Genomic DNA, 26,917 nt, shown 5'->3' on the forward strand with positions numbered 1-26,917 from the left:
GGCGGGCTACCGGTCGAGAGCGTCCTCACGCACCGGCCGGTCGGCCAGCTCCTCGGCCGTACCGAACAGGAACGCGTAGGCCAGGCCGGCGATGGCCGCACCGACCAGCGGGGCCAGCCAGAACGCCCACAACTGTGCGGGCGCGCCGTTGCCGTTGAAGAAGGCGACTGCCGTGGAGCGGGCCGGGTTCACCGAGGTGTTGGAGATCGGGATCGAGATCAGGTGGATCAGCGTCAGGGTGAGCCCGATAGCAAGGCCGGCAAAGCCCTTCGGCGCACGGTCATCGGTGGCACCGAGGATGACCAGCAGGAACACCGCGGTGAGGATCACCTCGGCGAGAAGCACAGCGGCCAGTGAGTACCCGCCTGGGGAGTGTTCGCCGAAACCGTTGGCGGCCATGTTCCCGGTGGCGGACCAGCCGTCCTTGCCGCTGGCGATCACGTAGATCACCAGACCGGCGACCAGGCCGCCGACGACCTGTGAAATCCAGTACGGCACAACGGCTGCCCACTCGACGCGGCGGGCCAGCGCGGCGCCCAGCGTGACCGCGGGGTTGAAGTGCCCGCCCGAGATGGTGCCGAAGGCGTACACGCCGGTCAGCACGGTCAGGCCGAACGCGAGGGCGACCCCCAGGAAACCGATACCCACGGAGAAGCCGTCGGAGAGAAACTTCGCGGCGAACACCGCGCTACCGCAGCCGCCCAGGACCAGCCAGAACGTCCCGATGAACTCGGCTGCCAATCGATGTGACATGGTTGGCGTACTCATGGCGAACTCCTCCGTATAGGTGTGGTTCACCCGGAGCGTGTCACGCCAGTGGCCAATGGCAGGATCGTTGTTGCCGAATCGATTGCATAGTGAAATTTACGCCGCAGCAACGAAACTAGCCCGAGATCAGACGCTCAAACACGGGACCGCTGCTCAGCGGTACGCGGTTAGCCGGGCGATCAAGGCGACCGCGCCGTCATCGCCGATGGCCTGCGCGTCGGCTACTCCCGAGCTCCGTCCGGTGCGCAATGCCCGTGCCTCATAACGGGATTCGTTGCCGCCGCGGAACTGGCGCAGATAATTGACCCGCAACGAAGCCGTCCGCCACGGCGCACCAGTGCCGTCGCCGAGGGCGGCGGAGCCCACGAGTTCGAGCGCCGCCGCGGACACCCCGCCGTGCACGATGCCGATGCTGTTGTTGATAACGGGATCCGGCAGCTGCCGCAGTACCGCGGCCTGGCCGCCCGTCTCGGCGATCTCGACCGAAATGCGGTCTTCGAGAGCGGCAGGCGGCGTCCCCTCGGTCGAGTCGGAGGGCCAGGCGGCGATGTGTCCAGGGGTGTGGATGTGGAAGGACCGAACCGTCGCCGTCGCCATCAGCCGGCCGCCGTGGGTCAGCTCGGACAGGCTCAACGAACCCGTGCCCTTCGGGCCGAACGGCCGTGCCGTCGCGACCACGGGTTCATCCGGTGCCGCGGCGACGAGGTCCAGCGCGTGCGGGGTCAGCTCGATGGCCAGCTCGCTGGACACCGTCCACTCGTCCTCATCGCGGCGATAGTGGTTGGCCAGGCCGCCGATGTGGTCGACCAGCATCGCCAGCGGAGCGAGGGTCGGGGCGTGCGTCAGCGGATTGAGCAGGCCGCCCACGGGTATGGAGGCCACGCAACGATCCGGGCCCTCTTCAAGGGTTTGTACGCCCATGCGGCCCAGCGGGGTGTTCAGCGGATAGTGCATCGCCGTCAACAGTTACGCCCATCACGGTGGCCAGATACCCCCTAGGGGTATACAGTGGCGACATGACCACGACCGAACACGCGATGCACGAGCACGAACACACCGGTCACGCTGGGCATGGCGGCCACGGCGACCATGTCGCGCAGTTCCGAAGGTTGTTCTGGGTCATGGCGGCGCTGGCCGTGCCGACGGTGGCACTCTCACCGATGTTCGCGATGCTCCTCGGCTACGACCTTCCGGGCTTCCCTGGGGCGCGCTGGATCTCGCCGGTGCTCGGCACGGTCATGTACGTGTGGGGCGGACGGCCGTTCCTGACCGGCGCGATCAGCGAGATACGTTCGCGCGCACCGGGAATGATGCTGTTGATCGGATTGGCGATCACCGTCGCGTTCATCTCGTCGTGGGGGGCGAGCCTCGGAGTGCTGCACCACGAGCTGGACTTCTGGTGGGAGCTCGCTCTGCTGATCGTGATCATGCTGCTGGGCCACTGGATCGAGATGCGGTCGCTGGCCCAGACCACTTCGGCACTCGACTCGCTGGCCGCGCTGCTGCCCGACGAAGCCGAACGCGTCGAGAACGACGGCGATGCCGAGCAGGTGGTGACCGTGGCCCCGGCCGATCTGCAGGTCGGCGACCTGGTGATCGTGCGGCCGGGCGGCAGCGTGCCCGTCGACGGCCGCATCGTCGACGGTGCCGCCGACATGGATGAGTCGATGGTGACGGGGGAGTCGCGAACGGTGCGCCGAAGTGCGGGTGACGACGTCGTCGCGGGCACCGTCGCCACCGACTCCGGGCTGCGGATCCGGGTGACGGCCGTCGGCGACGACACCGCGCTGGCCGGCATCCAACGGTTGGTCGGCGAGGCGATGAACTCCTCGTCGCGGGCGCAGCGCCTGGCCGACCGGGCCGCGGGCTGGCTGTTCTGGTTCGCGCTGGGATCGGCTGTGCTGACGGCGTTGGCGTGGACCCTGTTGGGCGAACCCGACCAGGCCGTCGTACGCACGATCACGGTGCTGGTCATCGCGTGCCCGCACGCCCTGGGGCTGGCGATCCCGCTGGTGGTGTCCATCGCGACCGAGCGGGCCGCCCGGGGCGGGGTGCTGATCAAGGACCGCCTGGCGCTGGAAACCATGCGCACGGTCGGCGCGGTCCTGTTCGACAAGACCGGAACCCTGACCAAGGGCGAACCGGCCGTCACCGCGGTGGTGGCCACAGACCGTCCGGAGAACGACGTACTGGCATTGGCGGCAGCCGCGGAGGCGGATTCCGAACACCCGCTGGCCCGCGCCATCGTCGCGGCAGCGCAGCACCGCGGCCTCGACATCCCGGCGGCGAGCGATTTCAGCTCCTCGCCCGCGGTCGGGGTCAGCGCCCTGGTCGGTGGGCAGCGCGTGCAGGTCGGCGGGCCCGCATTACTCGAACAGACCGGGCAGGCCCCGCTGCCGGACACCGCCCGGTGGGATGGCGCCACCGTGCTGCACGTCCTGGTCGACGGGAGCGTGGCCGGCGCGTTGGCCCTGGCCGACGAGATCCGGCCGGAATCCCGGCAGGCCGTCGACGCGCTGCACGAACTTGGCATCGAAGTGGTGATGATCACTGGCGACGCCGCTCCGGTGGCCTCCGCGGTGGCCTCAGAGCTGGGCATCGACCGCGTATTCGCAGGTGTACGGCCTGAAGACAAGGCTGCCAAGGTCGCCGAACTCCAGCGCGAAGGCATGCGGGTGGCCATGGTGGGCGACGGCGTCAACGATGCGCCGGCACTGGCCGCCGCGGACGTCGGCATCGCCATCGGCGCGGGTACCGACGTCGCCATCGCCTCGGCGGGCGTCATCCTGGCGAGCTCGGACCCGCGATCGGTGCTCTCGGTGATCGAGCTTTCCCGGCAGTCCTACCGCAAGATGAAGCAGAACCTTTGGTGGGCAGCGGGTTACAACCTGATCTCGGTCCCGTTGGCCGCCGGTGTGGCCGCTCCGCTGGGTTTTGTAATGCCGATGTCCATCGGAGCGATATTGATGTCAGCGTCGACGGTTGTCGTGGCACTCAATGCGCAGTCGCTACGTCGCCTCGACTTGCGGCCCGAGGCCGGCGTACGCAGCGTTACGCGGGTCTCGGGGCGCTGACTGTGCAAATCTAAGAATCTGACTAAGCTTTCCTGCAAATATAAAAGTGGATATAACAGCACTATAACAGTGTTTTTATATGTCCCAGCAAACAGATCTGATGATTCGGGCAGTGGTTGGCCCGGAAGGGGGGTGGGGGTCCCCCTGTTGGGAATGTGTCAAATATCAAGGGCTGCAATGTGATTGATGATTTCTGCGACAGGTCTGTCCGCGGGGTTAAAAGCTGGCGACAGAGTATAGTTAGCCTTGGCTAAGTTGGCATCTGCCACGGTAGTTGCCTTATCGTTTTCTCCACTTATGGCGTGTGGGACATAGCCGTCGTCCAGTGCTGCACGGAGGCCACCCACGCCGAGCCGGCTTCTTCGTAGAAGCGTGTTGAAGGGCAAGGTGGGAATGGCGCCCAGCAAGGTCGGGCTGTACAACCCCGCATACGAACATGATGCGTGCGGTGTGGCAATGGTGGCAGACATTCATGGTCGCCGCAGCCGAGACATCGTGGACAAGGCCATCACGGCACTGGTGAACCTGGAGCACCGCGGTGCTCAGGGCGCCGAGCCGAACACCGGCGACGGCGCAGGCATCCTGCTGCAGGTCCCGGACTCGTTCCTGCGTGAGGTCGTCGACTTCCAGCTCCCGGAGCCCGGTAGCTACGCCACCGGTATGGCCTTCCTCCCGCAGTCTTCGCGCGATGCGGCCGCGGCAGCCGAAGCCGTCGAGAAGATCGTCGAAGCCGAGGGCCTGCAGGTGCTGGGCTGGCGCGAGGTGCCCACCGACGACTCGTCACTGGGCGCACTGGCCCGTGACGCCATGCCGACGTTCCGGCAGCTGTTCATCGGCGGTGCCTCCGGCATGGACCTGGAGCGCAAGGCGTACGTCGTGCGCAAGCGGGCCGAACACGAGCTGGGCACCAAGGGCCCGGGCCAGGACGGTCCCGGCCGCGAGACGGTGTACTTCCCGAGCCTGTCCGGCCAGACCTTCGTCTACAAGGGCATGCTGACCACCCCGCAGCTCAAGGCCTTCTACCTGGACCTGCAGGACGACCGGATGACCAGCGCGCTGGGCATCGTGCACTCCCGCTTCTCCACCAACACGTTCCCGTCCTGGCCGCTGGCCCACCCGTTCCGTCGGATCGCCCACAACGGCGAGATCAACACCGTCACGGGCAACGAGAACTGGATGCGCGCACGTGAGGCGCTGATCCGCACCGAGGTGTTCGGCACCGACGGACTCGACAAGATCGTCCCGGTCTGTACCCCCGGCGCGTCGGATACCGCGCGCTTCGACGAGGTGCTCGAGCTGCTGCACCTCGGCGGCCGCAGCCTGCCGCACGCCGTGCTGATGATGATCCCCGAGGCGTGGGAACGCCACGAGTCGATGGATCCCGCCCGCCGCGCCTTTTATGAATTCCACGACTCGCTGATGGAGCCCTGGGACGGCCCGGCCTCGGTGTGCTTCACCGACGGCACGGTCATCGGCGCCGTGCTGGACCGCAACGGCCTGCGCCCCTCCCGTATCTGGGTGACCGACGACGGCCTCGTCGTGATGGCGTCCGAAGCCGGCGTGCTGCCGCTCGACCCGTCCACCGTGGTCCAGAAGCTGCGCCTGCAGCCCGGCCGGATGTTCCTGGTGGACACCGCCCAGGGCCGCATCGTCTCCGACGAGGAGATCAAGGCTCAGCTGGCCAGTGAGGAGCCCTACCAGGAATGGATCGAGGCGGGCCTGTTCCCCCTCGACGAGCTGCCGCCGGGTGACTATGTCCGGATGCCGCACCACCGAGTGGTGCTGCGCCAGCAGATCTTCGGCTACACCTACGAGGAGCTGAACCTGTTGGTGGCGCCCATGGCGCGCACCGGTGCCGAGGCGCTGGGTTCGATGGGCACCGACACCCCGGTCGCCATCCTCTCGGCGCGGCCGCGGATGCTGTTCGACTACTTCCAGCAGCTGTTCGCCCAGGTCACCAACCCGCCGCTGGACGCCATCCGCGAAGAGGTGGTCACCAGCCTGCAGGGCGTCATCGGACCCGAAGGCGACCTGCTCAACCCCGGTCCGGAATCGTGCCGGCAGATCGTGCTCCCGCAGCCGATCCTGCGCAACGCGGACCTGTCCAAGCTGGTCTGCGTCGATCCCGACCACGAGGTCCGGGGCCACAAGCACGGCATGCGCGCCGCGGTGATCCGCTGCCTGTACCCGGTCAACCGGGGCGGCCAGGGACTCAAAGAGGCGCTGGACAACGTCCGCGCCAAGGTCTCGGAGGCGATCCGCGAGGGCGCCCGCATCATCGTGCTGTCCGACCGCGAATCCAACGAGACCATGGCGCCGATCCCGTCGCTGCTGTCGGTGGCCGCGGTGCACCACCACCTGGTCCGCGAGCGCACGCGTACCAAGGTCGGCCTGGTTGTCGAGGCCGGTGACGCCCGCGAGGTGCACCACATGGCCATGCTGTGCGGCTTCGGTGCCGCCGCGGTCAACCCGTACATGGCCTTCGAGTCGATCGAGGACATGGTCGACCGGGGCGTGATCTCCGGAATCAACAGCGATAAGGCCAAGGCCAATTACGTCAAGGCCGCGGGTAAGGGCGTGCTCAAGGTGATGTCCAAGATGGGCATCTCCACCCTGGCGTCCTACACCGGTGCGCAGCTGTTCCAGGCGATCGGCATCTCCCAGGAGGTGCTCGACCAGTACTTCACCGGGCTGAGTTGCCCGGTGGGCGGCATCGACCTCGACGACATCGCCGCCGACGTCGCGACCCGCCACTCACTGGCCTACCTGGACCGCCCCGACGAGCGCGCCCACCGCGAGCTCGAGGTCGGCGGCGAGTACCAGTGGCGCCGCGAGGGCGAGTACCACCTGTTCAACCCGGACACGGTGTTCAAGCTCCAGCACTCCACCCGCACCGGCCAGTACTCGATCTTCAAGGAGTACACCGCTCTGGTCGACGACCAGAGTGAGCGGATGGCCTCGCTGCGTGGCCTGCTGAAGTTCCGCTCCGGCGATGAAGCTGTGCGCCAGCCGATCTCGATCGACGAGGTGGAATCCGCCGCCGAAATCGTCAAGCGCTTCTCCACCGGTGCCATGAGCTACGGCTCGATCTCGGCCGAGGCGCACGAGACCCTGGCCATCGCGATGAACCGCCTCGGCGGCCGGTCGAACTCGGGTGAGGGCGGCGAAAGCGTCGACCGGTTCGACCCGGACGAGAACGGTGACTGGCGCCGCAGCGCCATCAAGCAGGTGGCCTCCGGCCGGTTCGGTGTGACCAGTCACTACCTGACCAACTGCTCCGACATCCAGATCAAGATGGCCCAGGGTGCGAAACCTGGTGAGGGTGGCCAGCTTCCGGGGCACAAGGTGTACCCGTGGGTGGCCGAGGTGCGGCACTCGACCCCGGGTGTGGGTCTGATCTCGCCGCCGCCGCACCACGACATCTACTCGATCGAGGATCTGGCACAGCTGATCCACGACCTGAAGAACGCCAACCCGGCCGCTCGTGTGCACGTGAAGCTGGTGTCGGAGAACGGTGTCGGAACGGTCGCCGCGGGTGTCTCCAAGGCGCATGCCGACGTCGTGCTGATCTCCGGCCACGACGGCGGTACCGGTGCCACCCCGCTGACGTCACAGAAGCACGCGGGCGCACCGTGGGAACTCGGGCTCGCAGAGACGCAGCAGACCCTGCTGCTGAACGGCCTGCGTGACCGCATCGTGGTCCAGGTCGACGGTCAGCTCAAGACCGGCCGCGACGTGGTGGTCGCCGCGCTGCTGGGCGCCGAGGAGTTCGGCTTCGCCACCGCCCCACTGGTGGTCGCGGGCTGCATCATGATGCGCGTCTGCCACCTCGACACCTGCCCGGTGGGTGTGGCCACTCAGAACCCGGTGCTGCGTCAGCGGTTCAACGCCAAGCCCGAGTTCGTCGAGAACTTCTTCATGTTCATCGCCGAAGAAGTCCGTGAACTCATGGCGCAGTTGGGCTTCCGGACAGTCAACGAGATGGTCGGCCAGGTCGGCGCACTGGACACCACCCAGGCAGCCGAACACTGGAAGGCCCACAAGCTGGACCTGACGCCGGTGCTGTACGAGCCCGAGTCGGCGTTCATGAACCAGGACCTGTACTGCAGCTCGCGTCAGGACCACGGCCTGGACAAGGCACTGGATCAGCAGCTGATCACCCAGAGCCGCGAGGCCCTGGACTCCGGCTCGTCGGTGCGATTCTCGACGAAGATCACCAACGTCAACCGCACGGTGGGCACCATGCTCGGCCACGAGGTCACCAAGGCCTATGGCGGGCAGGGACTTCCGGACGGCACCATCGACATCACGTTCGACGGGTCGGCCGGCAACAGCTTCGGTGCGTTCGTGCCCAAGGGCATCACGCTGCGGGTCTACGGGGACGCCAACGACTACGTCGGCAAGGGTCTGTCGGGTGGCCGCATCGTGGTCCGCCCGGCCGACGAAGCACCGGCCGACTTCGCCGCCGAGGACAACATCATCGCCGGCAACGTGGTGCTCTTCGGTGCCACCAGCGGCGAGGCGTTCCTGCGGGGTCAGGTCGGCGAGCGGTTCGCGGTCCGTAACTCCGGCGCCCACGCGGTCGTCGAAGGTGTCGGCGACCACGGCTGCGAGTACATGACCGGCGGCAAGGTCGTCATCCTCGGACCCACCGGCCGCAACTTCGCGGCGGGTATGTCCGGCGGTGTCGCCTACGTCTACGACCCGGCCGGCGTGCTGGGCGAGAACCTGAACACCGAGATGGTGGAGCTGGAGGCCTTGGAGGCCGCTGATGTCGAGTGGCTGCGCAACTTCATTGCCGCCCATGTCGACGCAACCGATTCGGCTGTGGGACAACGGGTCCTGTCTGATTGGGATGACAACTTGAAGCATTTTGTGAAGGTCATGCCGCGCGACTACAAGCGCGTGCTGGCCGCCATCGCCGAAGCTGAACAGGCCGGCGTCAATGTGGACGAGGCGATCATGGCGGCGGCCAATGGCTGATCCGCGCGGTTTCCTCAAGCACACCTCAAAGGAGCTTCCGTCCCGCCGGCCGGTTCCGCTGCGCCTGAAGGACTGGAAAGAGGTCTACGAGGACTTCTCCCACGACTCCTTGCAGGACCAGGCATCACGATGCATGGACTGCGGTATCCCGTTCTGCCACAACGGCTGCCCGCTGGGGAACCTGATACCCGAGTGGAACGACCTGGTCTACAAAGACCGGTGGCGCGACGCGATCGAGCGGCTGCATGCCACCAACAACTTCCCGGAGTTCACCGGACGGCTGTGCCCCGCACCGTGTGAGGCATCGTGCGTCCTTGGCATCAACCAGGATCCGGTGACGATCAAGCAGGTCGAGGTCGAGATCATCGACAACGCCTTCGACCAGGGCTGGGTCGTTCCGAAGATGCCCGATGTGCAGACCGGCAAGAAGGTCGCCGTCGTCGGGTCCGGACCGGCCGGACTGGCCGCCGCCCAGCAGCTGACCCGGGCCGGCCACACCGTCACGGTGTTCGAGCGTGCCGACCGCATCGGCGGTCTGCTGCGCTACGGCATCCCCGAGTTCAAGATGGAAAAGCGCCACATCGACCGGCGTCTGGAGCAGATGGCTGCCGAGGGCACCCAGTTCCGGCCCGGCGTCAACGTCGGCGTCGACATCACGGTGGCCCAGCTGCGGCTGAACTACGACGCGGTCGTGCTGGCAGGCGGTGCCACCGCATGGCGCGATCTGCCGGTCCCGGGTCGCGAGCTCGACGGCATCCATCAGGCCATGGAGTTCCTGCCCTGGGCCAACCGCGTCCAGCTCGGCGATGACGTCCTCGACGAGAACGGCCAGCCGCCGATCACCGCCAAGGACAAGAACGTCATCATCATCGGCGGTGGCGACACCGGCGCGGACTGCCTCGGCACCTCGCACCGTCAGGGCGCGGCCAGCATCCACCAGTTCGAGATCATGCCGCGTCCGCCGGAGACCCGTGCCGACTCGACCCCGTGGCCGACCTACCCGCTGATGTTCCGGGTGTCCTCGGCCCACGAAGAGGGCGGCGATCGCGTGTTCTCGGTCAACACCGAGGAATTCACCGGGGCCGACGGTCACGTGACCGCCCTGCGTGCGCACGAGGTCAAGATGAACGCCGGCAAGTTCGAGAAGGTCGAAGGGAGCGACTTCGAGCTCAAGGCCGACCTGGTGTTGCTCGCGATGGGCTTTGTGGGACCCGAGAAGGAAGGTCTGCTGACCAAGCTCGGTGTCGAGCTGACCGACCGCGGAAACGTCTCACGCGACAACAACTTCCAGACCTCGGTGCCCGGCGTCTTCGTCGCCGGCGACATGGGTCGCGGGCAGTCGCTGATCGTGTGGGCCATTGCCGAAGGCCGGGCCGCTGCCGCGGGCGTGGATCGTTACCTGATGGGCAACACCGCCCTGCCGGTGCCGATCAAGCCCACCGCCGCACCGCAGCGCTAGCCGTTCAGCAGGCGGGTGACCAGTTCGGTCCGCGAATGCACGCCCGATTTTCGATAGACGTGCTGCAGATGGCTCTTCACCGTCGGAAGGCTGACGAACAGGGCGCGGGAGATGTCGTTGTTGCTCGCGCCCTGCGCGAGTAGCTCGACGACGTCGCGCTCCCGGGCAGACAGTTGCCAATGCTCTGGAACCGCAGAGGAATTCGGTGCACCCGGCAATTGACCGAGCATGCAGTAGGACTGCTCGACAAATCCGTGTGACTTCTGCAGGAACTGGATTTCGTCTTTTGTGAAGTCGCCGTCGTCGGCGCTCTTCAGCAGCGAGACCCCGGCCACGATGCGCCCGGCATGGCGCAGGTACAGCTCCGCCTCGTACCGGTAGCCCATCGGGCGGAAGAACCCCGCGTAGTAGTCGGTTCTGTCCAATCGCTGGCCGAGATCGCGCGACGTCGCGAGCTCAGCACCGGACCCCGCGAACCTGCGGGGATGAAACGGGTCCAATTCGTGGAAATAGCCGGTGTACGGGCCGTTGTCCTCGGGACGGATCCGGTCGAACACGTGCTCGCCTGCATTCATGCGGTGATCCACCGAGTAGAAGACCATCCCCGAGACACGAACGAACCGGGACAAGAACGCCATGGTGTTGCGCTTGAACTGGATGTTGCGCGTGACCGCCATGTCGTACACCTCCACGGGACTTCATCCCTTCGGATGATTTTCACCAGGGTAGGCCGCTCATAGAGTGCCCACGTGAGCAGAACACTGATCCGGTCATCGAAGATCCTGACCTTCGACGAGACGCGGCCGACCGCCGAGGCGCTCCTTGTCGAGGACGGCGTGATCGTCGAGGTCGGTAGCTTCGCGGAGCTGGCCGAGTCCGCCGGTCCGGACACCCGAATCATGGATGCCGGAAGCGCGGTCGTCATGCCGGGGCTGATCGACACCCATCCCCACGTCATGCACTTCGGCGCGCTACGCGGCGGCCTGGTCGATTTGAGCGATGCCGTCGACCATGCGGACATCGTCGCGCGGATCCGCGCCCGCGCCGCCGAGACTCCCCCCGGCGAGTGGATCGTCTGCACGCCGGTCGGTGAAGCCCATTACTTCATCCGAAGGTCATGGCGAGACCTTGCCGAACGCCGCCTGCCCGACCGTCACACCCTCGACCTGGCCACCGTCGACCATCCGGTGCTCATCCAGGCGTGGGCGCCCCGGACGCCGAACGTCGTGGCGTTCAACAGCGCGGGGCTGCGGGCCGTGGGGCTGTCGGACTTCATCCCCGATCGTGTCTGCGACGTCGAGATCGACAAGGACGAAGCCGGCCGATTGACCGGCATTCTGCGCGGACCGGTCAACAACTACTACACATACGACCCGTTCTGGGGTCAGATCCTGCTCAAGCTGCCGCCGCTGAATCCCGACCACGCCGTACCCGGTGTCCTCGACGAAATGGCCCGCTTCTCCGCCCGCGGGGTGACCACCCTGTACGAGGGGCATGCGATGGAACCCGTGCACCTGGCGATGTATCAGCAGTTGCGTGCTGCCGGGATGCTCACCATGCGGGTGCAGGCGACATTCGACGTGGAGTCGGTGATCTTCTACCCCTTCGAGCCCATGTCGCTGCCCGATTTCGACGAACGGTTGAAATCCCTTGCCCCGCAGTCATCCGACACCGCCGATGATCTCTTTCGAATCACGGGCATGACCATCAGCCCCGGTGGCCCCTGCTTCGCAGGCCATTTCGCGATGCACGAATCGTATGCGGATCCGTTCGGCCGGCCCACCAAGGGCCAACGATTCGTCTCACTGGAGAAGGAAGAATCGTTCGTCCGCTTCTGTGCGCAGAACGGGATCAGGGCGAACATCTGTATCGGCTCCTACCGGGAGCACGACGACTTCCTGGAGATCGCCGAGCGCGTGGTCACCGAGCACGACTTCCGTGACAAGGCCTGGATTCTGCAGCACGCCATCACGATCAGTCCCGATCATGTGCGCCGGTACAAGGCTCTCGGATTCCAGATCACCACATCCGTCGGATTCGCCTGGGGCAAAGGCGCGATGTACGACGAGCGCATCGGCCGGCACATCTGGCGTGACATGGTGCCGTTGCGGCGTCTGCTCGACGCGGGTCTCGATGTCTCCGGTGGCTCGGATTGGGGACCCAAGAGCCCGTGGGAGCAGATCGCCCTCGCGCAGACCCATGAGATCGCCGGTACCGACCTTCGCAACGACGGCCCCGATCAGGTGATCACCCGCATGGAATCGCTTGCCATGTGGACGACGAGCGCCGCGAAGATCCTGGGCTGGAGCGGGATCGGATCCATTCGGCCGGGAAATCACGCTGACCTGATCTTCGTCGATCGTGATCCTTCGACCTGCGACATCGACGACCTCAAGAACACCCAGGTCCACCGGACCCTGTTGGCGGGGAACGTCGTTCACGACGACGGTGTGCTGCGATGAAGACGGAAGAATACGCCGAGTACGACGCGACCGGGCTCGCCGAGCTGATCCGAGGCGAACAGGTCTCGGTTGCCGAAGTGCACGACGCGGCCCGCGCCGCGATCGACGCGGTCGAGGGGACGCTCAATGCCGTGGTCTCCGGGCCCTGGAAAGCGCCGCTCGACTGCGACATGGCGGGTGCGTTCGCGGGTATTCCATTCGCACTCAAGGATTTCGCGATACACGCGGCCGGAGTCCCGACCCGGTTCGGCAGCCGGCTCGCCGGTGAAGGCGCGGTGTTTCCACACGACACCGAACTGATGACGCGGTTCCGGGCGGCCGGGCTGGCGACCGTCGCATCGACCACCACGCCGGAGTTCGCGTTCAACGGAAACACCGAACCCGTGACACAGGGGTCAACCCGGAACCCGTGGGACACGACGCGAAGTGCCGGAGGCTCGAGTGGTGGCTCGGCGGTGCTGGTCGCCGCCCGAGCGCTTCCGATCGCCCACGCGACCGACGGTGGCGGTTCGATCCGAATTCCCGCTTCGGCCAACGGATTGGTGGGCCTGAAGCCGAGCCGTGGTCGAGTACCAGTGGGACCGGATTCGAGCGAGCCACTGTCGGGTTTGGGTGCCGAGTTCGGACTGACCCGATCGGTGCGGGACTGCGCGGCCCTGCTCGATGCCGTGAGCGGGCCGGCCGCGGGGGACAAGTACATCATCCGTGACCCTGTCCGGCCCTACCGTGAGGAAGTCGGCCGGAATCCGGGGCGCTTGCGCATCGCGATTCACACTGAATCCTGGTCCGGTGGACCGGTCGACGAGGAGATATCAGATGCGGTGAATGCAGTGGCGACGGTGCTGGAAGGCATGGGGCACCAAGTGATTCCGGACTCGCCCGTCTTCGACTGGGGGCAGTTCGTCGACGCCAACCTGCCGGTGTGGAGTGTGTCTCTCGCCGAGGGTGTCGACGCGCTCGCAACGGCCTTCGGCACGGCGCCGGGCCCCGGCAACCTCGAAGCGACAACGCTGGCATGTGCGGAGTACGGCCGGCTCGTCACCGCCACGCAACTCGGCGGAGCGCTCGCCGTCTTCAACCAGGTGTCACGGGCGGTCGGAACGTTCTTCACCGACTACGACCTGCTGCTGACTCCCACACTGAGTCAACCGCCCCAACCGCTGGGCGAGCTCGACGCCGACGACGAGTCGCTCAGTCCCAGGGAATGGATGCACAAGCTGCTCGGCGTGTGTTCCTTCACCCCGCTGTTCAACGTCACCGGTGGACCCGCTGTGAGCCTGCCGCTGGGATGGACGCGTTCCGGATTGCCGATCGGTGTCCAGCTGGCGGCACCCATGTGCGACGAGGGCACCCTGATTGCTGTTGCGTCCCAACTGGAGACGGCCATGCCCTGGGCCGATCGGGTACCGGGGGTGAACGCCGGTGCACGCTGACGAGAGCAGGACGCCGATCGCCCCCTATCTCGCGGTGGGCCTTTCGACTGTGGTGCGCAACATCGAACGGCGATCGCAGATCCAGGCGAACCTCGATGTCATCGAGGACACCGTTCATGCCGCGGTATCCACGGTTTCGATCAACATGCCGGTCAAGCTGGTCGCCCTCGCCGAAGGCGCCCTGACCGGCTTCGGCGACGAAGCCTTCGATGTGCCGCATGTGAAAGCCGCGCGTGAGATGTTCATCGACATCCCCGGTCCCGAGACCGATCGGCTGGGTGAGCTCGCCAAGCAGCACGGGGTCTACCTCATCGCGCAATGCAAGGCGAGGTGGCCCGAGGTGATGCCGGATCGCTTCTTCAACTCGATGATCGTGATCTCCCCGGCCGGCGAGGTGGTGCATCGCGCGACCAAGAATCACGTCTGGTGCCGCGAACGGTCCTGCACTCCGCACGACGTCTACGACCGGTGGGTCGAACTGTTCGGCGACGGACTGGACGCCTTCTACCCCGTTCTGCGCACGCCGGACATCGGCTCGATCGGGACGATCTGCTGCAGCGACGGCGAGTATCCGGAAGCAGTGCGTGCGTTGGCGTTTCAGGGAGCAGAGGTGGTGTACCGGCCAAGCGAGGCCGTACCCATGACGCAAGCCGGGCCCGACCCGGGTGGAACGTGGTTGCTGCAGAACCGCGCCCATGCGCATTTCAACAGCCTGTACATGATCTGCCCGAACACCGGTCCGGTGTATCCGACGCAGGATGCAGCGCATGCCTTCGACATCGCCGGCGGCAACTCGCACATCGTCGACTACAACGGCGCGATACTCGGCCACACCGTTTCCGGTCACAACTCGGTGGTGGCGGGTGTGGTCGACATCGAGGCACTGCGTCAGTTCCGGGTGATGAACCTGAACTCGAATTGGCTCAAGGACCTTCGCACCGAGATCTTCGGTCGCATGTACGACGAACCGATCCATCCGAAGAATCTGTGGCTCGACCGCGAACCGGTTCTGCACGCCGAGGCCGACGAGATCTACCGGGGCAACATCTCGCGGCTGATCGCCCGTGGGGCGTACGCCGGCCGGCGCGCACCTTCCCCGGTGCCGGCATCCAGACCCCTTGAGGGCTCTGGAAAAGTTGCCGCAGTGCGTACCGGGGGTGGGGAGATGCGCCTGCGACGTGACGTCGTCGCAGGCGCGGTGTTCGTGGCGGTGCTGGCGGTGGTGGTGTACAACCACCTCGTTCCGTTTCAGACGGAGTTCTTCGGACTGACCGGCAACAACTTCGACCTGGACACGTACCGCGCCGCGGTGCACGCGTCCTGGGACGGTAGGAGCCTTTACCAGGAGCCGGCGCTGCGCGGGGCCTGGTTCGTCTATCCGCCGTTCGCCACCTTCATTCTCGCGCCGTTCGCTTGGCTCGGTTTCGACGTCGCCAAGTACCTCCTGCTGGTTCTGTCGATCGGCTTGCTGGCGCTCATCGCATGGCGCGTCCTGCGCCTGGCGGGTATGCGCGCAGATCTTCGTCTCGGGATGATGAGCGCCGCGCTCGCGGTGATCGTCATCGATGTCGAACCGGTGCAGGCCACCCTGTGGTGGGGACAGATCAACGTCCTGCTCATGGCGATGGTGATGCTCGATCTGTTGCAATCCGACCAGGCCCGGTGGCGGGGGATCGCCTTGGGCATCGCCGCGGGTGTCAAGCTCACCCCGCTGGTGTTCCTTCCGTATCTGCTGCTCACCCGGCAGTGGCGTGCTTCGGCAACTGCCGCAGTGACTTTCGTTGCGACAGCTGTGTTCACCTGGCCATTCCTACCGCGAGACAGTGCCTGGTTCTGGAGCCACCTCGGAGACACCGCCCACATCAGCACGATCGATCACCTGGCGAACCAGTCGATCAACGGATTTCTCGCCCGGTATTTCGCGCCGGATCCACGGCCGGAATGGCTGTGGATCATGTTGAGCCTGCTGGCATTTGCCGCTGGTCTCGCCGTCGCAGCGTGGGCGCACCGACGGAGGGAACGTGCACTGGCGCTGGTACTGGTGGGCCTGACGGGCTGCGCGGTATCTCCCTTCAGCTGGGCGGCGCACTGGGTGTGGTTCGCCCCTGCGATCTTCTGGCTCATCGCGAAAGCGTGCACGACACAAGGCCCGTGGGCCCGTGGCTGGGCCTACCGGGCTGCCGGCCTGCTCGCGATGACATTCATGTGGACATTGCACCGGCCTGGCCGCGATCACGCCACCATGTACTTCAACGGCGTGTACTGGAACTTTCTGGATCTGCGACGGTCCTGGGTCGGCCAGCTCGCGAGTGGCTGGTATCCGCTGGTGTTCGTGTGCTTCACGATCGCTGCGGTGAGTTGGTTGCGGCTGAGCACGACGCCGAAGCAAGGCGAACCAGTCGCGATCTCGATGACGTCGGACGACATCGGCGACTACCCACCGGAGTTTCTCGACGAGGAGTTGGCTCGCGCTCAGAGTGGCGGCCTTGAGAGATCTCTTAATTAACTGATGTGTCCTGCATCACAGTTCATGGGCCGGTTGATCGACGGTGAAAAGTGATCCGGATCTCATTCTCGACCCGTTTATGTGTCACATTTGCCCCAGCAGTCTCATAAGAAACATCAGATCTTTGTGCGGCGTGCCTCACGCTGTTTGCCGGATGTTGGGTATCTAATGACGTGGTGAGAGTGCTGCGGTAACGTAGAACTACGGGTACAGCAACCAGTAATTCGCAGGAGTGATCACCGTGTACATCAATCCGATCAGTCGGTCACGGATGGGTCGTATTGCCTGGTCATTGTTCCGTCATCCGATGAAGAGCCGTGAGTTTCCGGCCAAGAACGAACGCCTGGCCACGGCAGACGAGCTACTTCGTTTCAGTATTTGACGGGTATCCGTCACCATAGCCCGGGGTGGACCGCACCCCGTTGCTGTTCGTTGAATGCAGTGCACAACGCCCTCGAACCGACGCGATTGCGCCGATCCGAGGGCGTGGCCGTATGTATCAGCGGGCCAGTTGGCCGGAATCCCTGATCGCCTCGGCCAACGGCTCGAGTACGGCCGGGTCGTAGGGTGGCGGCAGGTAGATGATCGCGAGATCGAGTCCCTCTGCACCGAGCGCCGCGGCCTCGTCGACCACCTTCTTGTAGTCGCGGTCCTCGCCGAGGCGCACGTGCGCCGACAAGGTGATCTCCTTGGGGTCGCGGCCGATGTCGGCGCAGTGCGCGGCGAGCACATCGCGCTTACGGGCGAACTCCTCCGGCGGCCCGCCGACGAAGTTCCAGTGATCGGCGTACTGCGCGGTGATGCGCAGCGTGCGCTTCTCGCCACTTCCGCCGATACAGAACGGCGGGTGCGGCTGCTGCGGCCCCTTCGGCTCGTTGCGAGCGTCCTTGAGTTGGTAGAACTTGCCGTCGAACGTCGTCGTCTCCTGCGACAGCAGGCCTTTCAGAACCTGGCAGGCCTCCTCGAACCGGTCGAAGCGCTCCTTGATCGAACCCAGTTCGATGCCGTAGGCCCCGGACTCCTCCTCGTTCCAGCCGGCGCCGATGCCGAGCTCCAGGCGGCCGTTGGAGACGATGTCGAGTGCGGAGGCCATGTTCGCCAGCACGGCGGGATGGCGGTAGTGGATGCCGGTGACGAGCACCCCGACGCGGAGCCGCTCAGTGGCCTGCGCCAGGGCGGTCAGCGTCGTCCAGCCCTCGAGGCAAGGTCCGGACGAGTCGGAGAAGATCGGATAGAAGTGGTCGAACGTCCAGCCGGATTCGAAGACGTCGATCGTGTCGGCAGCTTTCCAGATGGCCAGCATGTCGGCCCAGGTCGTGTTCTGCGGGGAGGTTTTGAAGGCGAAGCGCACGTCATCACAAACCAGTCCGGTCCGACGATTCATTCCTGGCGAGCTCGGCTGTGCTGATTCCGTATCTTCGGTGCCATTTTGCCGTCGCAATCGGTAGTCTCAGGCAGGGAAATATACGAAATCCCCCGATCCGACCCGTCTGGGAGTGAACATGAGCGAGTACGCAGTCACCGATCCGGCGACCGCCGAGGTGGTCGCCACCTATCCGACCTCGACCGACGCCGAGATCCAGGCTGCGATCGAGGCTGCGGCCAAGACCGGCCGCAGCTGGGCCCGCACCACCACGGTGGCCGAGCGGGCCGCGCTCATCGGCAAGGTCGCCGCCCTGCACGAGCAGCGTCGCGAGCAGCTGGCCGACGTCATCGTCCGTGAGATGGGCAAGCCTCGCGACCAGGCCCTGGGCGAGGTCGACTTCAGCGCCGCCATCTATCAGTACTACGCCGACAACGCGGAGAAGTTCCTCGCCGACGAGGAGATCGCCCTGCTCGACGGCGAGGGCAGCGCAGTGGTCAAGCGAGGTCCCGTCGGTGTGCTGCTCGGCATCATGCCCTGGAACTACCCCTACTACCAGGTCGCCCGGTTCGCCGGTCCAAACCTGATCGTGGGCAACACAATTCTGCTCAAGCACGCCCCTCAATGCCCTGAATCCGCCGAGCTGCTGCAGCTGATCTTCCTCGAGGCCGGCCTGCCGCAGGGCGCCTACGTCGACATCCGTGCCACCAACGACCAGGTCGCCGACATCATCGCCGACCCACGGGTGGCCGCGGTGTCGCTGACCGGTTCCGAGCGCGCGGGTGCCGCGGTGGCCGAGATCGCCGGCCGCAACCTCAAGAAGTGTGTGCTGGAACTCGGCGGCTCCGATCCGTTCATCGTGCTGTCCACCGATGACCTCGACGCGACCGTGCAGTCCGCGGTCGAAGGCCGGATGGAGAACACCGGGCAGGCCTGCAACGCCGCGAAGCGGTTCATCGTCGCCGAGAACCTCTACGACGACTTCCTGGCCAAGTTCACCGAGAAGCTGCTGGCCGCCGCCGACGGGATCGCCCCGCTGTCTTCGGAATTGGCCGCCGAGAGGCTCGAGCAACAGGTCAAGGCCGCCGTCGATCAGGGTGCCAAGCTGACTTCGGCGGGGGAGCGCCGCGGCGCCTTCTACCCGCCGGCCGTGCTGACCGGTGTCACCGTGGACAACGACGCCTACCGGCAGGAGCTGTTCGGTCCGGTGGCCGTGGTGTACAAGGCCGGCTCGGAGGACGAGGCCGTCGAAATCGCCAACGACACCCCGTTCGGGCTGGGCTCCTACGTCTTCACCACCGATGCCGATCAGGCCGCACGCGTGGCCGACCGCATCGATGCGGGCATGGTGTTCGTCAACGCCGTCGGCGCCGAAGGGGCCGAGTTGCCGTTCGGCGGCATCAAGCGATCCGGTTTCGGGCGTGAGCTCGGCAGGTTCGGCATGGACGAGTTCGTGAACAAGAAGCTGATCCGTACGGTCAGCTGACGTGCGAGCGGGCATGCTCGATCGCTTCGTCGAGCGAATCGAGCAGATGGTTCTCGTGTCGCAGTGACTCGAACACGCCGACGTTGGCCAGCAACTCGGCGTGTTCGGGGCGAACACCCTTGATGATCACCGTGATACCGCGGGACTCCAGTTCGGATGCGATCTCGGCGAGCGTGTGTGCGCCGGTGGCGTCGAGCATGCCCAATTGCGACATCCGGATGATGACGACGGATGTCTGCGGATGCTCGGCGTCCACGATCGCACTCGAAATACGTTCGGCCGCACCGAAGAACATCGCGCCATCGAGGCGCAGCAGCGCGATCCGATCATCCCCGGGATGCGACGGTCCCGGGAGTTCCTCACGGACGACGCTGCTGCGCCGTGCCACCGAACGCAGCGCGAAGAACGCGGCGACCACGACGCCGATCTCGACGGCCTCGATCAGGTCGAAGCACACGGTGACCGCGGCGGTCAGCGCGAACGTCAACGCATCGGATCGCGTGGAGCGCAGGATCTTCCGGATCGTGCCGGCCGAGATCATCCGGAACGACGTCACCATCAGCACCCCGGCCAGAGCGGCGAGCGGAATGGTGGACACCGGGCCGGTGGCCAGGTAAACAACGCCCAGCAGGACAAGCGAGTGCACGATCGCCGCCACCCGCGTCCTGGCGCCGGACCGGACGTTGACCGCCGTGCGGGCGATCGCGCCGGTGGCGGGCATACCGCCGAAAACTCCCGAGGCCACCGAGGCCAGACCCTGCCCCGCCAGCTCACGGTCGGGGTCGTACGGCCCGGTCGGCGACATGGTGGCCGCGACCCGCGCCGACAGTAGCGATTCGATGGCCGCCAGCGCGGCGATGGCCAGCGCGGCGCCGAGCAGGGTGCGCATGGCGCCGAGGTCGGCGTGCGGCAGCACCGGGGCGGGCAGGTGTGACGGCAACGCACCGATCGCGGCGACCGGGATGTGCAGGATGCCGACCAGAACCGTGACCACGATGACCGCCGTGAGGGACTCGGGAATGGCGCGGTGCAGCCGGGGCAGGGTGATCATGAGGAGCGCGACGACAGCCACCACCCCAAGGGTTTTCGCGGCGGCGGTCCAATCGGCTTGGGCGATCACCGCGATCGCCGCGGGCAGCGTGCGCTCACCGGCCGGGGACTGCTGCGCGAAGGCGGCGGGAACCTGCTGCAGGAAGATGATCGCCGCGATGCCCAGGGTGAAGCCCTCGATCACCGGCCACGGAATGAACGTCACGGCCCGGCCGAGACCGGTGACCCCGGCCGCCAGCACCAGCAGGCCTGCCACCACCGTCACCAGGGCGATGCTGCCGAGTCCGTGTTGCGCGACGATCGGCGCGAGGACCACCGCCATCGCCCCCGTCGGGCCGGACACCTGCACATGGGAACCGCCGAACACGGCCGCGACCAGGCCGGCGACCACCGCGGTGACCAGTCCGGCGGCGGCTCCCACGCCTGAACTGATCCCGAATGCCAACGCCAACGGCAGTGCCACCACGCCGACGGTCACACCGGCGAGGATGTCGCGGCGCCACGAGCGCGGCAGTTCGGTGTAGTCGTCGCGATGGGGCAGCAGCCGACGGAAGGTGCCGGCCGCGGTTCTGATCAAGGGTATCGCCTGACGAATTGATGGATTGAGAGATTCCGCAATCCACTGTACGGCATTACAAATGCTGGGCAGACTGAAGGTATGAGCGGCGTCCTGTACTTCGACGGCAACTGCGGCATGTGCACCCGCAGCGTCAATTCCCTGATGCGGCGGCAGCGGACCGGAGACCTGCACATCGAGCCCTTTCAGCGGCCCGGCACGCCGGAGCTCCTCGGCGTCTCGAACGATGAGATGCTCGAAGCGGCGTGGTGGAAGGACTCGTCGGGGACTGTGTACCGCGGGGCCGAAGCCATCAACGCCGCATTGTCGGCCGGGATGGGTAGCCGGATTCCGTTGGGGGTGTATCGGATTCCCGGTGTGCGTCAGTTGCAGAACGCCGCCTACCGCTGGGTGGCGAGCCACCGGTACCGGTTCCCGGGCACCACGCCGCACTGCGCCGCGCGCCCAGGCGACTGCTAGTGGCGATGGATCCGGTTACCGCACTCCGCCAGATCGCGTACTACAAGGACCGCGCGCGGGAAGACTCGCGGCGGGTGATGGCCTATCGCAATGCGGCCGACATTGTCGAGGCGCTGACCGATCAACAGCGCGAGCGCCTGGGTGCGACGAACAGCTGGCAGTCGTTGCCGGGCGTGGGACCCAAGACCGCGAAGGTGATCGCCCAGGCCTGGGCCGGCCGTGAGCCCGACACCCTCATCGAGTTGCGTTCGGCAGCTGAGGATCTCGGTGGTGGCGAAGTGCGCGCCGCGCTCCGGGGCGACCTGCACGTGCACTCCAACTGGTCGGACGGATCGGCCCCCATCGAGGAGATGATGCTGGCCGCGCGCGACCTGGGCCATGAGTACTGCGCGCTGACCGACCACTCACCGCGGCTGCGGGTGGCCAACGGGCTGTCGCCGGAACGGTTGCGTGAGCAGCTCGACGTCATCGAGGAACTCCGCGAACTCGTGGCCCCGATGCGCATCCTCACCGGGATCGAGGTCGACATCCTCGAAGACGGATCGCTGGACCAGGAACCCGAACTACTCGAGCGCCTCGACGTGGTGGTGGCCAGCGTCCACTCCAAACTCGCCATGGACGCGGCGGCCATGACGCGGCGCATGGTCAAAGCCGTGTCGAACCCGCATACCGACGTGCTCGGGCACTGCACCGGACGCCTGGTCACCGGCGGACGCGGCGTGCGGCCGGAGTCCAAGTTCGATGCCGAGAAGGTCTTCACGGCCTGCCTCGACCACGGCACCGCCGTCGAGATCAACTCCCGGCCGGAGCGACGGGACCCACCGACCCGGTTACTCAACCTGGCGCTGGAGATCGGCTGCCTGTTCAGCATCGACACCGATTCCCACGCGCCCGGCCAGCTCGAATTTCTCGGCTACGGGGCCCAGCGCGCACTGGAGGCCGAGGTGCCGATCGACCGGATCGTCAACACCTGGCCCGCCGAGCAGCTGCTCGCGTGGACCGCCGGCTGAGACTCACGTCCCCGAGGTGAACGGATCATGCTCGGCGAGAAGTCTTTCCATACGGGCCTCGTCGAGGCGAACCCGGACAGTGGCAGCTTCCTGCTGATCGCGGATCACCTTGGCCAGGGTGAACGCGCTGGTCACCAGGAACAGGACGGACATCGCCAGGAACATCCGCTGCCAGCTGTCGATCGGCAGGAAGAAGATTCCGCCGAGCACCCCGAGGAAACTCACCCCGAATGCGATGGTGGCCTGCAGCGCGAACGCGGCGGTGACTCTCGAACTGTCGTTGAGTGCGATCATGTCCCGAGCCTGGCGTAGAACACGATTCGCCGGATGCGTGAGACTACTCAAAACTCCTCGGTCTAAGCTCACGCGATGCACGCGGATCTCGGGATCGACACCGTCATCACCCTGCTGGCTGCCGGCCTGATCTTCCTGCTGGCGCTGGTGCTCGGGGTGTGGAAGTACCGGCAGATGGCGACCAGTGAGAACCACCTGGCCCACCCGTACGTCGACATCGCCCACCGGGCCGCCCTGCTGTATTCCTTCGCGACGCTGCTGGTGGCGGTGTTCGTCGAACTCAGCGCCTGGCCCACCTGGGTGAACCTCACCGCGGCCATGGTGCTGGTGCTGTTCTTCGTCGTCGCCATCGGAAGCTACATCGAGCACGGCGCCAGGCGGGACACCACCAACCAGTTCGAGCGGCCCACCGCGGGACTGCACGCCGGGATGGTCGCACTCATCGTCGGTGAGATCGGCGGGTTTGCCGTGCTGCTCGCCGGATTCATTGCCGCGCAACTGTTCTAGTACGGGAGCGTGGGCATCTCCAACCCGGGATCGCGCCCGACCAGCACCCCGCGGGTCAGCATCGCGTTGCCGAACCGCTGACGCACCTCGTCGATCGCGCCGTCGATCGCCACCGGGTCGGGTTGGGATTCGAAAGGCAACTCCAACTGCTGGCTGCCCTCGTGATCGATGTTGGACACCGCGAACCCGATCAGGGTCAGCCCGCGCTCGGCGATCACCGGCGCGGCCGCCGTCACCAACGCACGGGCGGCGGCCAGCACCGCATCGGTCGATGCGGTGGCCCGGGGCAGGGTGTGCGACCGGGTGGCCCGGCCGAAATCATCGAAGCGCAAACGCAATACGACGGTGCGCCCGGTGCGTCCGGCCCCACGCATGCGGCGGGTGATGCGGTCGACGAGGTTGACCACCACGACGTCCACCTCCGCGGCCGACATCGTGTTGCCGCGCCGCCCGAGTGCGCGTTGGGCCCCGACCGAACTGCGACGAACGCCTGTCGTCACCCGGCGTCGATCGATGTTGCGCGACAAGGCATACAGCTGCCGCGCCATCGCGCCGCCGACCATGGTGCCCAGTGCCGACTCGGACAACTCGGCCACATCGGCGACCGTCTCGACACCGTGGGCGTGCAGCTTCTCGGCGGTTTTGGCGCCGACGCCCCACAGCCGGCGGACGGGCAGCGGATGCAGGAACGCCAACTCGCGGTCGGGTGGGACCAGCAGCAGGCCGTCCGGTTTGGCGACCTGGCTGGCCACCTTGGCCAGGAACTTGGTGCGCGCAATGCCGACGGTGATGGGCAGGCCCACCTGCTCGCTGACCTGCTCGCGCAGCCGGCGGGCGATCTCCACCGGGGTGCCCGACACCCGGCCCAACCCGGACACGTCGAGAAACGCCTCGTCCACCGACAGCGGCTCGACCACCGGCGTGGTGTCGTGGAAGACCTCGAACACGTGCCGACTGGCTTCCGAATAGGCCGACATGCGCGGCGGCACCACCACGGCCTGCGGGCACAGCGTCCGGGCCTGGCGCCCGCCCATCGCCGTGCGTACCCCGAAGGCCTTGGCCTCGTAGCTGGCCGCCAGTACGACCCCGCCGCCCACGATCACCGGACGGCCGCGCAGGGCCGGATCGTCGCGCTGCTCGACCGATGCGTAGAACGAGTCGAGATCAGCGTGCAGGATGGCCGCCGCCTGCGGAGCAGGCAATGGGGATCGAACCGCGTCGGACACGAACATATGTTCGCATAGCCGGCGGACGGGTCAGAGAGCCTCGCCGTAGATGCTGGTCAGCCATATGTGGGCGAGGGTGTCGACCACCTTGTCGTAGTCGACCGCGGGTTGTTCGGCGCTCAGGGCCGCCATCATGGTCCGCTCGTTCATCAGGTTGAGCGACGTCGCGAGGTCCATGGCCGGAATGGTCTCCGGCGCGGCGCCGCGTTGGCGTTCGGCAGTGATCAGGGCGGCGGTCAGGGCGATCCACTTCTGCATGAGCCCGGACCAGAGCGCGCGGAACTCCGGGCTGCTGTTGAGTGCCTCGGTGCCGGCGCGGGCCGTGGCCGGATCCGACCGGAACGAGCTGAAGAAGATCTCGATGCCGCGGCGGACCGCCCGCTTGGGATCGGCCGGCATGGCTTCCAGTGCGCTGTCGAAACCGGTGTCCGCGCGCTTGATCAGCGGATCGAGCAACGACAACACGACCGCTTCCTTCGACGGGAAGTAGAAGTAGAACGTCGGCCGGGAGATCCCGGCGCCTTTGGCCAGGTCATCGACAGATATGTCGGCGAACTTCTTGGTCTCCAGCAGCCGCCTGGCGGTCGCGAGAATCGCCGCTTCGCGGTCGTCGCCCGACGGGCGGGTGGCACGGCGGCCGCGCGGGGCGCGCGTCGTGCTGGAGCTGGTCACAATCAAGGAGCCTAACACCGCGTTGAGTTTCTCAACACACTGTTGACCGACTCAACACGGTGTTGATACCGTCGGTCCCATGACCGAACATTTCGATGTTGTGATCGTCGGTGCCGGCATTTCCGGCATCAGCACGGCCTGGCACCTGCAGGACCGTTGCCCGACCAAGAGCTACGTGATCCTCGAGCGCCGGGAGAACATCGGCGGCACCTGGGACCTGTTCAAGTACCCGGGCATCCGCTCCGACTCGGACATGTTCACCCTCGGATTCCGCTTCAAGCCGTGGGAGTCGGCCAAGTCGATCGCCGACGGCGAGTCGATCTGGAACTACATCAACGAGGCCGCCGACGAGAACGGCATCCGCCACCACATCCGCACCGGCCACCGCGTGCTCTCGGTGGATTGGTCGGACGCTGACAACCGCTGGACCGTCGACGTCGAGCACGACGGCGAAGCCAAGCAGATCACCGCGTCGTTCCTGTCGGTGTGCAGTGGCTACTACAACTACGACGAGGGCTACTCGCCTGAGTTCCCGGGGTCCGAGAACTTCAAGGGTCAGATCGTCCACCCGCAGCACTGGCCCGAGGACCTCGACTACACGGGCAAGAACGTCGTGGTGATCGGCTCCGGAGCCACTGCCATCACGCTCATCCCGTCGCTGGTCAGCGGCGGCGTCGGACACGTCACGATGCTGCAGCGTTCACCCACCTACATCGGATCCCTGCCGCTGGTCGACCCGGTGGCAGTGAAGACCAACAAGTACCTGCCCATGAACCTGGCGCACTTCGTCAACCGGTGGAAGCAGATCGGATACAGCACCGGCCAGTACCAGGTCGCGCGCCGCTTCCCGTCGGTCTTCAAGCAGTTCCTGCGCAAGATGGGGACCCGCCGCCTGCCCGAGGGCTTCGACTACGACAAGCACTTCAGCCCGAGCTACGCCCCGTGGGACGAGCGAGTCTGCCTGGCCCCCAACGGGGATCTGTTCAAGGCCATCCGCTCCGGCAAGGCCGGCGTCGTCACCGACACCATCGAGACCTTCACCGAGACCGGTATCAAGCTGAGCTCCGGTGAGGAGCTGCAGGCCGACATCATCGTCACCGCGACCGGCCTGAACATGCAGCTGTTCGGCGGCGCGGTGGCCCACCGCAACGGCGAGCCGATCGATCTGACCAGGTCCATGACCTACAAGGGCCTCATGCTCTCGGGTGTGCCGAACATGGCCATCACGTTCGGCTACACGAACGCGTCCTGGACGCTGAAGGCCGACCTGGTGTCCGAGTTCATCTGCCGCGTGCTGAACTACATGGACGCCAACGGTTTCGACCGCGTCGAACCGCAGCACCCCGGCGGTGCCGTCGACGAGCTGCCGTTCATGGACTTCACCCCGGGCTACTTCCGGCGGGCCATGGAAAGCCTGCCCAAGTCGGGCTCGGAAGCGCCGTGGAAGCTCAAGCAGAACTACTTCTTCGACATGCGCACCATCCGGTACGGCAAGGTCGACGAAGAGTCGCTGATGTTCACCAAACACCGTGCCGCAGTGACGGTCTAGGTCGGCAGAACAGGAAAAAGCCCCCCACTCCACAGTGGG

General features: G+C 66.2%; 19 protein-coding genes and 1 pseudogene. 12 read left to right on the forward strand and 8 right to left on the reverse strand.

The window, feature by feature from the left end:
* Window positions 1-6: 6 nt before the first annotated feature.
* Both aqpZ and ACNQVK_RS05925 read right to left on the reverse strand, forming a co-directional pair.
* Entirely contained in the window at window positions 7-768 is a 762-nt protein-coding gene (aqpZ, locus tag ACNQVK_RS05920; protein WP_418028785.1) for an aquaporin Z, read from the reverse strand.
* A 153-nt stretch (window positions 769-921) separates the two neighbouring features.
* Entirely contained in the window at window positions 922-1,722 is an 801-nt protein-coding gene (locus ACNQVK_RS05925; RefSeq protein ID WP_418028786.1) for a hotdog domain-containing protein, read from the reverse strand.
* A gap of 62 nt (window positions 1,723-1,784) precedes the next feature.
* Here ACNQVK_RS05925 and ACNQVK_RS05930 point away from each other — a divergent pair, with 62 nt between their 5' ends.
* The 3 genes from ACNQVK_RS05930 to ACNQVK_RS05940 all read left to right on the forward strand — a co-directional run bounded on the left by ACNQVK_RS05930 (window position 1,785) and on the right by ACNQVK_RS05940 (window position 10,284).
* On the forward strand, window positions 1,785-3,842 hold the full coding sequence (locus tag ACNQVK_RS05930) for a heavy metal translocating P-type ATPase (RefSeq protein WP_418028787.1): 2,058 nt from the start codon (window positions 1,785-1,787) through the stop codon (window positions 3,840-3,842).
* Window positions 3,843-4,235: 393 nt separating this feature from the next.
* Complete coding sequence (gltB, locus tag ACNQVK_RS05935; RefSeq protein WP_418028788.1) at window positions 4,236-8,825, forward strand: glutamate synthase large subunit; 4,590 nt, start codon at window positions 4,236-4,238, stop codon at window positions 8,823-8,825.
* Window positions 8,818-10,284: a glutamate synthase subunit beta gene (locus ACNQVK_RS05940; RefSeq protein ID WP_418028789.1), complete on the forward strand. Its 1,467-nt coding sequence runs from the start codon at window positions 8,818-8,820 to the stop codon at window positions 10,282-10,284. The genes gltB and ACNQVK_RS05940 overlap by 8 nt, the downstream gene beginning before the upstream one ends.
* On the opposite strand, the gene ACNQVK_RS05945 is transcribed toward ACNQVK_RS05940, so the two are convergent.
* Window positions 10,281-10,961 carry a response regulator transcription factor gene (locus ACNQVK_RS05945; protein WP_418028790.1) on the reverse strand — a complete coding sequence of 227 codons (681 nt, stop codon included), beginning with the start codon at window positions 10,959-10,961 and terminating at the stop codon, window positions 10,281-10,283. The genes ACNQVK_RS05940 and ACNQVK_RS05945 overlap by 4 nt on opposite strands.
* A 72-nt stretch (window positions 10,962-11,033) precedes the next feature.
* On the opposite strand from ACNQVK_RS05945, the gene ACNQVK_RS05950 reads away from it, so the two are divergent.
* From ACNQVK_RS05950 to ACNQVK_RS05965, 4 genes and pseudogenes are all read left to right on the forward strand, one after another.
* Window positions 11,034-12,746 carry an amidohydrolase gene (locus ACNQVK_RS05950; RefSeq protein WP_418028791.1) on the forward strand — a complete coding sequence of 571 codons (1,713 nt, stop codon included), beginning with the start codon at window positions 11,034-11,036 and terminating at the stop codon, window positions 12,744-12,746.
* Window positions 12,743-14,179 carry an amidase gene (locus tag ACNQVK_RS05955; protein ID WP_418028792.1) on the forward strand — a complete coding sequence of 479 codons (1,437 nt, stop codon included), beginning with the start codon at window positions 12,743-12,745 and terminating at the stop codon, window positions 14,177-14,179. Before ACNQVK_RS05950 ends, ACNQVK_RS05955 begins: the two co-directional genes overlap by 4 nt.
* A gap of 52 nt (window positions 14,180-14,231) precedes the next feature.
* Window positions 14,232-15,065: pseudogene (locus ACNQVK_RS05960) on the forward strand (nitrilase-related carbon-nitrogen hydrolase); the annotation flags it as partial.
* Between the two features lie 258 nt (window positions 15,066-15,323).
* A complete protein-coding gene (locus ACNQVK_RS05965) occupies window positions 15,324-16,685 on the forward strand; it encodes a glycosyltransferase 87 family protein (RefSeq protein ID WP_418033989.1) in 1,362 nt (453 codons plus the stop codon).
* A gap of 499 nt (window positions 16,686-17,184) precedes the next feature.
* On the opposite strand, the gene ACNQVK_RS05970 is transcribed toward ACNQVK_RS05965, so the two are convergent.
* Window positions 17,185-18,036: an LLM class F420-dependent oxidoreductase gene (locus tag ACNQVK_RS05970; RefSeq protein WP_418028793.1), complete on the reverse strand. Its 852-nt coding sequence runs from the start codon at window positions 18,034-18,036 to the stop codon at window positions 17,185-17,187.
* Window positions 18,037-18,187: 151 nt separating this feature from the next.
* On the opposite strand from ACNQVK_RS05970, the gene ACNQVK_RS05975 reads away from it, so the two are divergent.
* Entirely contained in the window at window positions 18,188-19,534 is a 1,347-nt protein-coding gene (locus tag ACNQVK_RS05975) for an NAD-dependent succinate-semialdehyde dehydrogenase (protein WP_418028794.1), read from the forward strand.
* Here the strand turns inward: ACNQVK_RS05975 and ACNQVK_RS05980 are convergent.
* Window positions 19,527-21,161, reverse strand: a complete 1,635-nt coding sequence (locus tag ACNQVK_RS05980; protein WP_418028795.1) for a SulP family inorganic anion transporter — start codon at window positions 21,159-21,161, stop codon at window positions 19,527-19,529. The two genes, ACNQVK_RS05975 and ACNQVK_RS05980, sit on opposite strands and share 8 nt — an antisense overlap.
* A gap of 81 nt (window positions 21,162-21,242) precedes the next feature.
* Between ACNQVK_RS05980 and ACNQVK_RS05985 the strand changes: the two genes are divergently transcribed.
* Complete coding sequence (locus ACNQVK_RS05985; RefSeq protein ID WP_418028796.1) at window positions 21,243-21,620, forward strand: thiol-disulfide oxidoreductase DCC family protein; 378 nt, start codon at window positions 21,243-21,245, stop codon at window positions 21,618-21,620.
* Window positions 21,621-21,625: 5 nt separating this feature from the next.
* Entirely contained in the window at window positions 21,626-22,630 is a 1,005-nt protein-coding gene (locus ACNQVK_RS05990; RefSeq protein WP_418028797.1) for a PHP domain-containing protein, read from the forward strand.
* Window positions 22,631-22,633: 3 nt separating this feature from the next.
* Here the strand turns inward: ACNQVK_RS05990 and ACNQVK_RS05995 are convergent, their stop codons facing one another.
* The gene (locus ACNQVK_RS05995) at window positions 22,634-22,924 is read right to left on the reverse strand and encodes a YiaA/YiaB family inner membrane protein (protein WP_090429826.1); all 291 of its coding nucleotides are present in this window, start codon (window positions 22,922-22,924) and stop codon (window positions 22,634-22,636) included.
* Between the two features lie 75 nt (window positions 22,925-22,999).
* On the opposite strand from ACNQVK_RS05995, the gene ACNQVK_RS06000 reads away from it, so the two are divergent.
* A complete protein-coding gene (locus tag ACNQVK_RS06000) occupies window positions 23,000-23,431 on the forward strand; it encodes a hypothetical protein (RefSeq protein ID WP_276130713.1) in 432 nt (143 codons plus the stop codon).
* On the opposite strand, the gene dinB is transcribed toward ACNQVK_RS06000, so the two are convergent.
* Complete coding sequence (dinB, locus tag ACNQVK_RS06005; RefSeq protein ID WP_418028798.1) at window positions 23,428-24,663, reverse strand: DNA polymerase IV; 1,236 nt, start codon at window positions 24,661-24,663, stop codon at window positions 23,428-23,430. The two genes, ACNQVK_RS06000 and dinB, sit on opposite strands and share 4 nt — an antisense overlap.
* A gap of 24 nt (window positions 24,664-24,687) precedes the next feature.
* Window positions 24,688-25,329 carry a TetR/AcrR family transcriptional regulator gene (locus ACNQVK_RS06010; RefSeq protein WP_418028799.1) on the reverse strand — a complete coding sequence of 214 codons (642 nt, stop codon included), beginning with the start codon at window positions 25,327-25,329 and terminating at the stop codon, window positions 24,688-24,690.
* A gap of 79 nt (window positions 25,330-25,408) precedes the next feature.
* Here ACNQVK_RS06010 and ACNQVK_RS06015 point away from each other — a divergent pair, with 79 nt between their 5' ends.
* On the forward strand, window positions 25,409-26,878 hold the full coding sequence (locus tag ACNQVK_RS06015) for a flavin-containing monooxygenase (protein WP_418028800.1): 1,470 nt from the start codon (window positions 25,409-25,411) through the stop codon (window positions 26,876-26,878).
* The last annotated feature ends 39 nt before the right edge of the window (window positions 26,879-26,917 follow it).

This window comes from Mycobacterium sp. 134 (assembly GCF_048282715.1).
Taxonomy (GTDB): Bacteria; Actinomycetota; Actinomycetes; order Mycobacteriales; family Mycobacteriaceae; genus Mycobacterium; species Mycobacterium septicum.

Excerpts from the sequence above, each read along its gene's own strand:
- aqpZ (WP_418028785.1), bottom strand. The coding sequence starts at position 768 with ATGAGTACGCCAACCATGTCACATCGATTGGCAGCCGAGTTCATCGGG.
- ACNQVK_RS05925 (WP_418028786.1), bottom strand. The coding sequence starts at position 1,722 with ATGCACTATCCGCTGAACACCCCGCTGGGCCGCATGGGCGTACAAACC.
- ACNQVK_RS05930 (WP_418028787.1), top strand. The coding sequence starts at position 1,785 with ATGACCACGACCGAACACGCGATGCACGAGCACGAACACACCGGTCAC.
- gltB (WP_418028788.1), top strand. The coding sequence starts at position 4,236 with ATGGCGCCCAGCAAGGTCGGGCTGTACAACCCCGCATACGAACATGAT.
- ACNQVK_RS05940 (WP_418028789.1), top strand. The coding sequence starts at position 8,818 with ATGGCTGATCCGCGCGGTTTCCTCAAGCACACCTCAAAGGAGCTTCCG.
- ACNQVK_RS05945 (WP_418028790.1), bottom strand. The coding sequence starts at position 10,961 with ATGGCGGTCACGCGCAACATCCAGTTCAAGCGCAACACCATGGCGTTC.
- ACNQVK_RS05955 (WP_418028792.1), top strand. The coding sequence starts at position 12,743 with ATGAAGACGGAAGAATACGCCGAGTACGACGCGACCGGGCTCGCCGAG.
- ACNQVK_RS05975 (WP_418028794.1), top strand. The coding sequence starts at position 18,188 with ATGAGCGAGTACGCAGTCACCGATCCGGCGACCGCCGAGGTGGTCGCC.
- ACNQVK_RS05985 (WP_418028796.1), top strand. The coding sequence starts at position 21,243 with ATGAGCGGCGTCCTGTACTTCGACGGCAACTGCGGCATGTGCACCCGC.
- ACNQVK_RS05990 (WP_418028797.1), top strand. The coding sequence starts at position 21,626 with ATGGATCCGGTTACCGCACTCCGCCAGATCGCGTACTACAAGGACCGC.
- ACNQVK_RS05995 (WP_090429826.1), bottom strand. The coding sequence starts at position 22,924 with ATGATCGCACTCAACGACAGTTCGAGAGTCACCGCCGCGTTCGCGCTG.
- ACNQVK_RS06000 (WP_276130713.1), top strand. The coding sequence starts at position 23,000 with ATGCACGCGGATCTCGGGATCGACACCGTCATCACCCTGCTGGCTGCC.
- dinB (WP_418028798.1), bottom strand. The coding sequence starts at position 24,663 with ATGTTCGTGTCCGACGCGGTTCGATCCCCATTGCCTGCTCCGCAGGCG.
- ACNQVK_RS06015 (WP_418028800.1), top strand. The coding sequence starts at position 25,409 with ATGACCGAACATTTCGATGTTGTGATCGTCGGTGCCGGCATTTCCGGC.